The following is a 12,618-nucleotide window of genomic DNA, read 5'->3' on the forward strand; positions in this document are numbered from 1 at the left end:
CCACCCACCATTCACACCAGACCCGTGACCTGCGACTTCACGATGCACACCACTCCATCTGCAGGTGCACCTGAGCTGGGCGCCCGACGAGGACCAGGCCCTGGCGCTGGCGCACGACCAGTGGCGGACCAATGTGCACACGCCCCCGGTCAGTTGGGACCTGGACAACGTGGAACTGTTCGACATCGTCAGCGAGCACATCACGCCCGAACAGGTGGCGGGCACGGTCAACGTCTCGTCAGACCTCGGCCGGCACACCGCCTGGCTCCAGGAGTCCGCCGACCTCGGGTTCGACACGGTGATGCTCCACCACGTGGGCCGTGAACAGTCCTTGTTCATCGACACGTTCGGTGCCGAGGTACTGCCCCGGCTCGACGTCACCCGCCCGCTGCCCGCCACGGCGAAGGAGTACCGATGCGTCTGACCCGCACATCCGACCTGTGGTGGAAGAACGCGGTGGTGTACTGCCTCGACGTCGAGACGTACCAGGACGGCGACGGCGACGGCATCGGCGACTTCCCGGGCCTCACACAGCGCATCGACCATCTGGTGCGCCTCGGCGTGACGTGCGTGTGGCTGATGCCCTTCTACCCGACGCGGGAACGCGACGACGGGTACGACATCACCGACTTCTACGGTGTCGACCCCCGCCTGGGCACGCTCGGAGACTTCACCGAGTTCGTCCGCACGGCGAAGGACCGCGGCATCCGTGTGATCGCCGACCTCGTGGTCAACCACACCTCGGAGGAGCACCCCTGGTTCCAGGACGCCCGCTCCGGCCGGGACTCCGCCCACCGTGACTGGTACGTCTGGCAGGACGAGCCGCCCAAGGACGGCCCCGAGGGTGTGGTCTTCCCCGACGCGGAGGACAGCCTGTGGGAGTACGACGAGGGCAGCGGCCAGTACTACCTGCACCGCTTCTACAAGCAGCAGCCCGACCTCAACGTCGCCAACCCCGAAGTACGGGACGAGATAGCCCGCATCATGGGCTTCTGGACGCAGCTCGGACTGTCCGGGTTCCGGGTCGACGCCGTGCCCTTCCTGCTGGAGACGGACGGACAGGACGACGCCGGGGCGCTGCCGGACCCGCACGAGTATCTCGCGGATCTGCGCGCCTTTCTCGGCCGCCGCAACGGTGAGTCGGTGCTGCTCGGCGAGGTGAACCTGCCCTACGGCGACCTCGCCCGGTTCTTCGGCGACCCCGACTCGGACCGCGGCGACGAACTCACCATGTGCTTCGACTTCGTCGGGATGCAGCAGATGTACCTGTCGATGGCACGCGAGGACGCGGGACCGCTGGCAGCCGCACTGCGCGACCGCCCCGCCGCCCCGCGCGACGCCCACTGGGCCACGTTCGTACGCAACCACGACGAGCTCACCCTCGACAAGCTGAGCGACGACGAACGCGCCGAGGTCTTCGCCGCCTTCGGCCCGGACAAGGACATGCAGTTGTACGACAGGGGACTGCGCCGCAGGCTGCCCCCCATGGTGGACGGTGACCGGCGCCGCATCGAACTCGCCTACAGCCTGCTCTTCACCCTGCCGGGCACCCCCGTGCTCTTCTACGGCGAGGAGATCGGCATGGGCGAGAACCTGGCCGCCGAGGGCCGCCAGGCGGTACGCACTCCCATGCAGTGGACCCCGCAGCAAGGCGCCGGCTACTCCACCGCCGAGCCGGACACCTTCCCCAACCCGCTGACGGACGGCGCGTTCGCACCCCAGAAGGTGAACGTGTACGAGCAGAGCCGCGACCCCGGCTCGCTACTGAGCCGCATACGGCTGTTCGTCGAGCGCTACCGGGAGGCTCCCGAGCTGGCCTGGGGCGAGTACCGCCTGGTGGAGACAGGGGAGCGCGCCGTGCTCGCCCACGTCAGCCGCACCGCCGACGGGAGGGTCCTGGCCCTGCACAACTTCGCGGGCCGCCCCCTCACCGTAGGACTGCGGCTCCCGGAAACCGGCCCCGGTGGCAGGCTGACCGACCTCCTCGCCGAAGACCACGCCGGTCTCACCGTGTCCGACGACGGTCTGCTCCGCGTCGAACTGCCCGCCTACGGGTACCGGTGGCTGCGCGCCGGTACCCCGGCTGACGATCCCGAGAGGGTTGCCTCCGGCTGAGAAACCCGCCGTGGGCGCTGACCGTCAGCAGTCGCTGCTTCCTTGCGACGGCCGCTGTCGCGGGGCTGCCGGAGGGACGAGCCATCGGTGCATCGGGGCCAGGCCCGCTTCGCCGGTGGCAGCCCAGGTCACCCTTGAGGGGGCGGTACCGGGAAGAGCAGACAGCTACTGGTGGCGTGGGCGAGCAGACGGTCTGTCGCGTCGACCAACTGCGCCTGGGCGAGGGCGGTTCGACGGCCAGGACGACCGCGTCCACTGTCTCGGGCTCGGCAGCGGCCGGCGTTCCGTCTGTGGGGCGCATACGGCGGCGCAGGCGGGCCAGGGTTCGCGAGAGCGGACGCGAGACACGTATCTGGGAACAGCCGCGAGGTCCGGCGATCTGATCCGGAGTGATTTCTTCGACGAACCGAACGTGCGGGGATCCGCCGGCCGCGTTCGGCCAGCTCGGCCAGTTCCCCGGCATTATCCGCCGCGTCCGGGGCGGCGGCACCTGAACCTCGCAGCGGTCCATGCGCCGCCGCCCCGCTGGAAGGCATACAGCCCTCCAGCGGCAGCCGCCGGCTGCGCAGTGGCCCTCCGGCGCCTGCCCGAGTGCTGCGAGGTTCTTCTCCTATACAGGTGTCGCCTACTGATTGTCGGGATCTTCGAAGAAGATCACTCGATAGTGCATAAGGGCTGCCTGGGGTGTGTTCGGTGGTCAGAATCGATCCGTGTTGTGCCGAACACCGCTGCGCGCTGCTCTGCGCCGACCGGCCGGAGCCAGTGTCGGCCTTGCCACAGGGGGGACATTCCGTGACACACCAAGACGGCCGCAAGCCGGGCCCGACCGAGGAGACGGTGGCGCTGGTCGCCGGCCTTGCCGATCTGGCGGTCTGTGGGTTGAGCAGCGCGGTGGGCGGCATCAGCGGCCTGTTGCGCCGCGCGGATCTCGGGGACCTGCTGGTGGACGGCCAGGAGGAGGCCAAGGCACGCGGCCGTCTGCTCCTGGACCGGCATGCGGCCACGGCGCCGGCTCACATGGAGGTCCTCGCCCGTACCGTGGCCGCTCGCAGTAAGGGGGAGAGCGGCAGTGAGTGAGCGGGAAGAGCACGCCTCGCTGAAGAAGCGCATCGACCATGTCCTCATCGGATTCGTCACCGCGGAAGCCCAGGCGCTGGCCGACATCGATGTCTGTCTGACGCCGGTCGCAGAGCAGCTTCATGCCGCGACCCGGCACGGCAAGCGCCTCAGGGCGGCGTTCTGCTACTGGGGCTGGCGTGGGGCCGGCCAGCCCGACAGCGAGGCGCTGGTACGTGCCGCCAGCGCGGTCGAGCTGGTCCATGCGGCCGCCGTCGTGCACGACGACCTGATCGACCACAGCCGCACCCGCCACGGCCGGCCCACCGGGCACATCGCCCTGCGCGAGATCCTCACCGGTCATCCGCGGCCGAAGGCGGGCGCCCGGGCCCTGGCCATGCTGGTGGGTGATCTGTTGATGTCAATGGCCGGCCAGCTGTTCACCACATCTGGCCTGCCCGGCGCCTACTTGAGCAGAGCCCGGCCTCTCTGGGCGGTTCTGGCCCGCGAACTGGTGGCCGGTGAGTGCCTGGAGGTCCTGCGCACCGGAGCCGAGCCGGACGCGGACGCATCGGTGAAGGTGATCCGCTACAAGACCGCCAAGTACACCGTCGAACATCCTTTGCAGATCGGGGGCCTTCTCGCCGGCGCCCCACCGCGGCTGCTGCACGCGTACAGCGACTACGGCCTGCCCCTGGGCGAGGCGTTCCAGCTGCGCGATGACCTGCTGGGCCTGTTCGGCGATCCTGAGGAGACCGGCAAGGACCCGGCCGACGACCTTGCCGGGAACCGGCCCACCGCTCTGATGGCCCACGCCCTCACCTGCGCCACCCAGGCGGAGCACGGCGAGTTGCACGACCTGCTGGGGCAGGCCGACCTCAGCGAGCGGCAGGTGGAACGGGTACGGGAGATCGCGCACCGCACCGGGGCCGTCGCCCGCGTCGAAGACATGATCACCGCCCGGCTGCGTGAAGCACACGACGCCCTGGCCGACGCCGATCTGACCACCGAAGCACGCCGCGCGCTGTCGGCCTTGGCGACCGTCTCAGCCGCCCGCACCCACTGACCGGGGCACACCCCACCGGAGGAGCACCATGACCTACACGCAAGCGTCCATGGACGCCCTGCGCACCGAAGGGGACGAACTCGCCGACGCGACCGTGGCGACACTGTTCGAGCGCGGACAGGTCGGCACGTTCAACACGCTCATGCGCTACGTCTCCACCGTCGGGCAGGACCTTCCCGAGGGGCTGCCAGACGTCGCCCGCGAGTACCTGAACGCCACCAGCACCCCGCCCGCCTGGGTGGACTGGGGTGAGATGGAGAAGGCACGGCTGTTCTTCATCGACAACAACGTGCACATCTCCACCGCGCTGTCCTTCGCCTCGATGCCCGCCTGCTACGTCCTGCCCCACGTGGCCAAGCTGCTGTCGTCCACCCACTCGCTGAAGTACCCCTCCAAACGGATGGCGGAGACGGGCCAGTTCACCGTCTACCTCATGCAGCCCGACGCGTTCGAAGCGGGCAGCCGTTTCATCCCGGCCGCGCAGAAGGTGCGGCTGCTGCATGCCTCCATCCGCCACCACCTCAAGCGGGAGGACCGCTGGGACACCGCGGCTCTGGGCACACCGATCTGTCAGGAGGACATGATCGGCGGGCAGATGATGTTCTCGATCCAGGTCCTCGACGCCCTGCACCGTCTGGGCATCCACATGAACAACGAAGGCGCCGAGTCCTACTACTACGCCTGGCGGGTGGTCGGCGCCATCCTCGGCATCGACCAGGAGCACGTTCCCAAGGACCTGCAGGCAGCCCGCGAGTTCTCCGACCTGTACATGACCCGCCACATGGGCCCCAGCGAGGAAGGAGCCCAGCTCACCCGCCAGCTCATCGACCTCTACGAAGAAGTCGTGCCCGGCACCTTCTTCGACCCGATCGTCTCCGCCCTGATCCGCTACCTGATCGGTGACACCTGCGCCGACTGGCTGCAAGTCCCCCGCACCACCTGGGACACCGTCGTCAAGGCCGCCCCCGCCCTCCTGGGAGTGCTGGAAACCATCGAAGACCGCTCACCCCTGGCGGGCTGGGCCCTGGACCGACTCGGCCACCTGACCAGCGTCCTCGAACTGTCCTCCCTCACCCGCGGCCGCGTCATGCACTACGCCATCCCCGAACAGCTCAAGAACGATTTCGGAGTCAGCAGCACCATCCCGCCCAAAAGTCGCTGGACCCCGCCGCCGGCAACCATCAGCCGGTAGCGGCAACAACCTCATGGCGGGCTGCTCTGACTCTGTCGAGGACCGGCCGCTGCTCATACGACGACCGCGCCCCGGCAGCGTCCCCGCTGAAGAACCGGGGGCTGGCCGCCTCTGCGGCCGGGGTGGCACCGCCGGAGGTCTCCACCGCGAGACCGCGCCCGGCCGTGCATTCGTACACGGCCGAGGGGAGCAAGGAGGAATAGGCTTGCAGGAGTTGGGACATGTGCACACGCTACGGCCATGGACCGGCATCGGGCCGCAGGGGCGCCCCCACACTGCCGGAGCCCCCTGCCCGGCGCCAGGCTCCTGCGGGTCTGTGGTCGGACAGTCCGCAGCCAGAATCGCCGTTCCTCGGACCAGGTCGCTCCGGTGTGCGGCACGGGTCTTGTAGTTCATGGACCGTGACGGATGTGTCCAGCAGGGCCTGTCCACCCTGGAATGCAACAAGGGCCGTGAGCAGGCCATCGGTGGCGTACGTGGGCTGCGCTGGTGGGCGGTCCCTCACCGTCGTCACGGTACCTGCGCGACTTCGCCCTGCGACGGGTTCCCGGTCGGCGCGGACACTGCTCGCCTTCCCCTATGGCCCGTGACCGTACGGGGCGGCGACGCCGTCGATGCCACCGGGGCTGCCGTCGCGGCCGACCTGTGCCGCGCCGCCGGCCGCGTCCCCGACGACACATGCCTGGTTGAACTGATCCGAGGTGTGGCGTGCGGGCAACCAGTGGCTCGCCGCGCTGTTGGGCGATCGGTGCGGTGGCTGCTCACCGTGAGGACCACACGTTGGCCGGGCACCCCTCGGCGGGGCATCGTCGGGGACCGAGACACGCTGATCGACGGTGACTCCGAGCTCCAGGTGGCGATCACGACTGCCGTGCCCGGCGGCGCGGACGAGACCAAGCTGCACCTTGCCGCGATCCCTGGTCCGGCGGTCACCACGAACAGCTCAGCACGCACGCCCGTAGACGGGGCGCCACCCCTGATCCGCACCGGTACAGCCCCGTGCCAGCCCGGTGGACACCCGTTGAAGCTGTGCGGACGGGAACCGGGGCAGGCTGTCGGGTGCTGCTCGGCCGGAAGCCTGCGTCAGGGGGCCGGGAGTCGGGCCGCTGCGCTGATCACATCGGTCCGGGTCCCGTGCGCCGCGAGGCGGAGGCCGGGGACGGGCCGGGGGTGTTGAGCAGGCCGGCGAGCAGCTGGAGCCGTTCGTCGTCGGGCCCGCCCTCCTCGGCGGTATAGACGATCATCACCGGGCCAGGAGCGCCGGGCATCGGGTAGGCGTCCCAGTCCAGGTTCAGCTCCCCGACCAGTGGGTGGTTGACGCGCATCCGGCCGCGTGTGGTCTCCGCCACGTCTTGGCGAGCCCAGATCGTGGCGAACTCGACGCTGCGGACAGCGAGTTCACCGACCAGCTCCACGGCGCGCGGGTGTCCCGGATCGGCGGCGACCTGCGCGCGCAGCATCGCGGTCAACTCGCCGACGGTGGCTGCGCGTTCCGGGCATGCCTGGTCGGCCTCCGGGTGCAGCAGCAGCGACAGGAGGTTGCGTTCGCTCCGAGGCCGCTGAGTGAACTCGCCCAGCAGGGCACCGGCCAGCGGGTTCCAGGCGAGTACGTCCAGGAAGCGGCCGATGACCACGGCGGGCGCAGCCATCGTGCGCAGCAGCCGCAGCGTGGTGGGCGGTACCTCCTCCGGCACGTACTGGCGCGGAGGGCGGGCGGGGGTGCGTGCGGCGGCGGCGAGGCTGTGCAGGTGCCTGGATTCCTCCGCGGAGAAGTTCAGGGCGTGCGCGAGAGCGTCCAGGACCTGGTCGGAAGGCCGTACGTCGCGTCCCTGTTCCATGCGCTGGTAGTAGTCCGCGCTCACCCCGGCCAACAGGGCCAGCTCCTCACGCCGCAGGCCGGCGACGCGCCGCCTCGGCCCGGGTTCCAGACCGACGTCCTGAGGCCGCAGCCGGGTTCGGCGGGTCCGCAGGAACTCGGCGAGTTCACGGCGGGGATCGTCGGTCAGGGCAAGCAGTTCGTCGGTCACCGCAGCAGTATGCCCGGGGCGCGGCGCGCCAGGGTGGGTCTGGCAGTCCCAGGAAAAAGCGAACGACCGTAAAACCGCCGACGGGGTCCAGGATCGGGTCCACGACAGCCGTCCACGGAAGGAACAGCGACATGAAGGCCGCTCAGATCACGCACTACGGTGCCCCGGACGTCCTGCGGGTCAACGATGTGGACCGCCCGGACCCTGGTACGGGAGAGGTTCTGGTATCGGTCGAGGCGTCCAGTGTGAACGGGCACGACGTGATCGTCCGCGCCGGGGAGCTGAAGTTCGTGTCGGGACGCCGTTTTCCGATCGGAGTGGGACTGGACTTCGCGGGCACCGTCGCCGCGACCGGCGTCGGTGTGGAGGGACTCCGGGCCGGCGAACGGGTGTGGGGCACGGTGCATCCGCGCCAGCGGCACACCGTCGGCGGGGCGGCCGAGTACGTAGTGGTCCCCGCGGACCGCATCGCGCCCCTTCCTGTCGGCCTCACACCAGTTGACGCGGCCTCACTCGTGGTCGCCGGCACGACCGCGCTGACAGCGCTGCGCGACAGTGTGCACCTGGTGAGCGGGGAACGGGTCCTGATACGGGGCGCGGCGGGCGGAGTCGGCACGGCCGCCGTGCAACTGGCTCATGCGCTGGGCTGCCATGTCACCGCGCTGGCCCGCGACCGCCACGCCCAGGTCCTCACCGGTCTGGGTGCTGACGAGGTCCTCGACTACGGCTCCACCACCTCGGACCGGACCGGGCCGTTCGACGTCATCATCGACACCGTGGGCTCGGAACTGTACTGCTACCGGGGACGGCTGGCGAAGGGAGGCCGGATGGTCACCGTCGGTCTGTCGGCCCCCGCCCTGGCCGCGATCGCGGCATCGAGCGTGTACGGTGCCCGCCGCATCCGCACCTTCAGCGCCAATCCCCATGCCGCCCTGCTGCGCGATCTGGCCGGCCAAGTCACTTCCGGTGCACTGCGCGCGGTGGTCGACAAAATCCATCCGCTCGCAGACATCGCCGCCGCGCACCAGGCATTCGAGCGTGGCGGCGGCGTGGGCAAGCACGTGATCGCGGTGTCCGGCGGACGTTGAGAATCCGGTTCGACGGCGGGCCGGGCACCTCGCGGTGCGGACACCCGCCGGCCCACCGCTTCCGGGCTGCGGGCCCGGCCGGTCCGGTGACGGTTCGGCGCCCGCAGACGTCAGGCCGATCGACTCCAGCAGGCGTCGCAAGCGTGATCGGGCTCTGGGCCACCGCCACCCACCGGTTGCCGCCGGGCGACGCGAGGATGTTGTCGCTTCCTGACCATGAACCCGTTCGGCGCCGCCCGCGTGCGCGGGGCTGCGCAGGGCCGGCTCAACGATCGGTGAGCAGCCCGGCGTCATGTGCGAGGACGGCGACCTGCACGCGGTTGGCGCAGCCGGTGCGGGTGAGGATCCGGCTGATGTGCGCCTTGACCGTGCCGGCGCTCAGATACAGCTGGTCAGCGATCTCCGCGTTGGACAGCCCGGTGCCGAGCAGCCGCAGGACATCCCGCTCGGCCGGGGTCAGTTCCTCGGTCCTGCGCAGAGCGGCCTCGGTGTCCAGGCCGGACCGTACATGCCGTTCCAGCAGCTGCCGGGTGATCCTGGGTGCCAGGACCGGTTCACCTTTCGCGGCGAGTTGCACCGCGCGGATCAGCTCGACGGGACCGGTGTCCTTGAGGAGGAATCCGCTCGCCCCGGCCCGCAGGGCGCGTGTCACGCTCGCTTCCTCGCCGAACGCCGTCAGCATCACGACACAGGTGCGCGGCGAGATCCGGGAGATGTCCTCGGCGGCCGCGATTCCGTCCCGGGAAGGCATCTGGATGTCGAGGAGGGCGACGTCGATGTCCTGGGCGCGGCATGCCGCGGCGGCCTCTCGGCCGTTGCCCGCCTCGGCGACCACCTCGATGTCCTCGGCGTTCTCCAGGATCAGCCGGATTCCCGCACGCATCAGTGCCTCGTCGTCGGCGATCAGGACTCGGATCATCCGCTCATCTTAGGACTGCCGTCACCAGCAGTACGACGAGGAACCCGATCGTCGGCAGGACCACGAGCAGCGCCACGCAGCCCGATCCCAGGACCCGCGGCCAGGTCAGGATCTCGTCCGACAGCGGGGCACGGACCCCTTTTGGCCCGACGCCGCCGGAGGGAAGACGGGCCGTGTCCGGCCAGGTTTCGGTCAAGGGCCCTTCGGCCGCGGCGAATTCAAGGGGTCCGTTCCCGTGGGCGGGCAACCAGGCCGCCATGCGGAAACCGCCGTTGGCCAGGGCGCCCGCTGCGAACGTGCCGCCGAGCAACGAGATCCGTTCCTGGCAGCCGGCCAGCCCACTGTGGCTTCCCCCCTGGGAGCGGCCCGCCGCGCGCGGTGCCTCGTTGGTGACGGACACCTCGATTCCCCTGGCCGTGCCTTTGACCTCGACCTTGGCGGGCGCGCCGGACGCGTGCTTCAGCACGTTCGTCAGGCCTTCGCGGACCACGCGGTGAATCGCCTGACGTGTACGCAGGCCTGCGGCCTCGGCCGTGTCGGGAACGGACCAGGCCAGCTCGACGGTTGTGCCTGTCTGCCGCAACTCCGTCACCAGAGCGGTGATGTCTTCCCGCGTTCCCCTCTCGTTCCTGCTTCCGTCCATCAGGTCCGTGTCCGTGATGTCCATGTGCCGCAGAACACCGAGGATTTCACGCAGTTCCCCCATGGCTGTTCTGGCGGTCGTGCGCAGCAGTTCGGCCTGTCCCACGAGGGCGGGCGCCTGTCGCGCGGCGGCGAGTTCGAGGGCCCCGGCGTGTACGGAGATCAGGCTCAGCCGGTGGCCCAGGAGATCGTGCATCTCTCCCGCGATCCGGGTCCGTTCCTCTCTGCGGGCGGCCACGGCGGTCAGCGTGCGGGCCTGTTCCAGATAGGCGTTGCGTTCCCGCAGCAGGCTGACCAGGGGCCGCCGCCGCCCCAGAAGGGTCCCGGCCAGAGAGGGAAGCAGCAGAAGCAGTACCGCTGAGACGGCGTTGCCGGCCAGTTCCGCCGGCAGGGCATCGGAGTGGACCAGGGCGGAGACGACGGTCAGGACACCGACGGCGACGCAGGCCACCCCGGCGACCTGGCACACACGCCGTGACGGTGCGATACGGCGGGTGGCGGACAGCACGATCAGCGGCACCACCGCCAGCGTCCACACGTTGGCACCCACGAGCAGCAAAGAAGCGCATACGACGGCCGCAGCCGGCCGACCGCGGCGAGCAGGGACGATCAGCGCCGCCCACACCCCCTCCAGCACCGCCGACACCGGCCGCTCCGGGGGCGCCGACAGCAGTGGCAGCAGGCAGAAGGCTGCCACCAGGGCACAGACCAGCGCCTCGCGGGCGACCGTACGGCGCTCGGCGGCACGCACCGCTGCCCAGCTCTCGACCGTCTCCCGGCGCACCCACCGAGGGCCACCGGCCAGCGCGCGCCCCAGCCGTACGGACGGGCGCGGCGGCTCTGCGCCTTCGGCCACCTGACTCATGATCACCCTTGCCCCGCCACCATGGATCTCCCGGAAAGAACGGTAGCGCCGGCGGTGGCCCTCGCCGCACGGAGGGCCCCCGGTGTCATGCGCCCGTCCGGAGGTTCAGCGCTGCCGTCAACGCGGCCACGTCCACCTGGCCGGCAGCCAGCAGCCGTACGACCACGCCACCGGTTCCGGCGTCCGCAGACGGGCCCGACTCGTCGAGCAGCGCGGACAGCAGATGGACCGTACCGACCGTGGGCGAACCGTGCTCGGCGGCGGACAGCCGCGCGACCGCCATGATCCGGTCGGCGGCGTCGGACAGCCTCACGCTGTCGCCGTTGCCGTCGGGAACAGCGGCGGACGGCACCGCCGAGGCCGAGGCGACCAGGGAAACCTGCCGTACGCCGTGCCGGCGCATCTGGACCGCAGCAGCGTTGGCGGCCGTCCAACCCTCCGGAAGCGAGCACCCGGCGACGGACAGCGCCCGGTCCAGGGCCAGAATCCCCAGCAAAAGATCCACCGGCTCCGCCGCCGCGCGCCCGCACCGTACCGCTTGCCGCACGGCCTCGACGGACACCGCGAACAGCACCGGTGAGCCGTTCACCGAGGTCCCGGAGGTCCATGAAGTCAGCGCGCGGGTCAGTCGGTTACCGTGCTTGCCCAGTGTTCCGGCCCGGCGAAGAAGGGTGACGCCGTGGGACTGCGGTCCCTCGGTCTCCGTCGGGGCGCTCGCGTCCAGTGCGTCGAGCGCGGTTGCCGCGGCGGCCGGGTCCAGTCCGCGCAGCAGTACGGCTTCCCGGGCCCTGCTCTCCGGCAGGTCCAGCAGGGCACGGGCCACATGCCGGCAGCGCACCGAGATCGTCCCCTCGGCACGGGCCGCCCTCAGCGCGAGCAGCAGGCACGAGCGCATCGCCCCCGTCATCCCGGGCAGCACTCGGCCGCTGCCCGAAGCCGGTCCGCGCGAACCGAGGCCGAAGCGCCACTGTGCCTCACGCCACGCGGCGTCGACCTCCGCCTCGTCGGCTTCCGCGCCGTCCGCGACCGGCGCACCGAGCGCCTCGTCGTCACTCACCCAACCAGCGCCCGCCCGACCGGAGATCACGCCGCTGAGCGAACCGGCCTTCCGAATCCCCGGGGCGATCGCCGCGCCGGCATCCGTTTCCCCCATCACGAGCGCGCCCAACAGGGTGTCCGTCCCTACGACCGGCAACTCGCCCCTGACCGCACGGCGCAGTGTCTCCACGAACAGGTTTATGACGTCCGGCTCGAACTCTGTTGTCGCTCCGACCACGGCCGTGGCGTCGGTGTGTGCTGCGGTCGTTCCTCGCTGGTCCATCGAACATTCCCTTCGTAGCGCGGTGGCTTGGTCGGAACGACGTTAGGCGCATCTCCCACGACACCGCGTCGGCCGACCGGCCACATCGCCGGTCCGATCGGCAGACGGCTGCTCGCCCTGTGCAGGGCGCCCAAGCGCGCTGTCTGCGGCGCGCTGCCCTGTGAACCTCCGCCTGAAAGTCTCATGAGGACTCCGGGCCCGCTCCAAGACCGTGGTCACCTCGGCTGCCAAGACCGGCGCGTCGCCGGTCTCGAGGCCCGCATCGCCGACCCGGTCGTGTCCCGCCTCGTGGTGTAAGCGACCTTGCTCGACGCGTTCCGGTAGGCC

General features: G+C 70.4%; 10 protein-coding genes and 1 pseudogene. 6 read left to right on the forward strand and 5 right to left on the reverse strand.

The genetic code is table 11. The features are described from left to right. Positions 1–64 precede the first annotated feature (64 nt). Both RB628_RS36865 and RB628_RS36870 read left to right on the forward strand, forming a co-directional pair. The gene (locus RB628_RS36865; protein WP_318325005.1) at positions 65–424 is read left to right on the forward strand and encodes a hypothetical protein; all 360 of its coding nucleotides are present in this window, start codon (positions 65–67) and stop codon (positions 422–424) included. After that, positions 415–2,115 (forward strand): alpha-amylase family protein, encoded by a 1,701-nt coding sequence (locus RB628_RS36870; RefSeq protein WP_318325006.1) that lies wholly within the window; start codon positions 415–417, stop codon positions 2,113–2,115. Before RB628_RS36865 ends, RB628_RS36870 begins: the two co-directional genes overlap by 10 nt. Before the next feature lie 128 nt (positions 2,116–2,243). On the opposite strand, the pseudogene RB628_RS36875 reads toward RB628_RS36870, so the two are convergent. Beyond that, positions 2,244–2,354 (reverse strand): annotated as a pseudogene (locus tag RB628_RS36875) (aromatic compound degradation protein PaaI); the annotation flags it as partial. A gap of 553 nt (positions 2,355–2,907) precedes the next feature. Between RB628_RS36875 and RB628_RS36880 the strand changes: the two are divergent. Genes RB628_RS36880 through RB628_RS36890 form a run of 3 tightly spaced genes read left to right on the forward strand, consistent with a single transcriptional unit; the run spans position 2,908 to position 5,429 of the window. Beyond that, positions 2,908–3,192, forward strand: coding sequence for a polyprenyl synthetase (locus tag RB628_RS36880; RefSeq protein ID WP_318325007.1), 285 nt, complete (start codon positions 2,908–2,910; stop codon positions 3,190–3,192). Next, positions 3,185–4,237 carry a polyprenyl synthetase family protein gene (locus RB628_RS36885; RefSeq protein ID WP_318325008.1) on the forward strand — a complete coding sequence of 351 codons (1,053 nt, stop codon included), beginning with the start codon at positions 3,185–3,187 and terminating at the stop codon, positions 4,235–4,237. Before RB628_RS36880 ends, RB628_RS36885 begins: the two co-directional genes overlap by 8 nt. 28 nt (positions 4,238–4,265) lie before the next feature. Next, positions 4,266–5,429, forward strand: coding sequence for an oxygenase MpaB family protein (locus tag RB628_RS36890; RefSeq protein WP_318325010.1), 1,164 nt, complete (start codon positions 4,266–4,268; stop codon positions 5,427–5,429). 1,115 nt (positions 5,430–6,544) lie between these two features. Here RB628_RS36890 and RB628_RS36895 read toward each other — a convergent pair. After that, on the reverse strand, positions 6,545–7,456 hold the full coding sequence (locus tag RB628_RS36895) for a helix-turn-helix transcriptional regulator (protein WP_318325011.1): 912 nt from the start codon (positions 7,454–7,456) through the stop codon (positions 6,545–6,547). 131 nt (positions 7,457–7,587) lie between these two features. On the opposite strand from RB628_RS36895, the gene RB628_RS36900 reads away from it, so the two are divergent. After that, the gene (locus tag RB628_RS36900) at positions 7,588–8,544 is read left to right on the forward strand and encodes an NAD(P)-dependent alcohol dehydrogenase (protein WP_318325012.1); all 957 of its coding nucleotides are present in this window, start codon (positions 7,588–7,590) and stop codon (positions 8,542–8,544) included. A gap of 265 nt (positions 8,545–8,809) precedes the next feature. Here the strand turns inward: RB628_RS36900 and RB628_RS36905 are convergent, their stop codons facing one another. The 3 genes from RB628_RS36905 to RB628_RS36915 form a co-directional block, all read right to left on the reverse strand. Next, complete coding sequence (locus RB628_RS36905; protein ID WP_318325013.1) at positions 8,810–9,463, reverse strand: response regulator transcription factor; 654 nt, start codon at positions 9,461–9,463, stop codon at positions 8,810–8,812. 4 nt (positions 9,464–9,467) lie between these two features. Next, entirely contained in the window at positions 9,468–10,961 is a 1,494-nt protein-coding gene (locus RB628_RS36910) for a histidine kinase (RefSeq protein WP_318325014.1), read from the reverse strand. 94 nt (positions 10,962–11,055) lie between these two features. Further along, positions 11,056–12,291 carry a Clp protease N-terminal domain-containing protein gene (locus RB628_RS36915; RefSeq protein ID WP_318325016.1) on the reverse strand — a complete coding sequence of 412 codons (1,236 nt, stop codon included), beginning with the start codon at positions 12,289–12,291 and terminating at the stop codon, positions 11,056–11,058. Positions 12,292–12,618 lie beyond the last annotated feature (327 nt).

It is taken from the genome of Streptomyces sp. ADMS, from assembly GCF_033441795.1.
Lineage (GTDB): Bacteria > Actinomycetota > Actinomycetes > Streptomycetales > Streptomycetaceae > Streptomyces.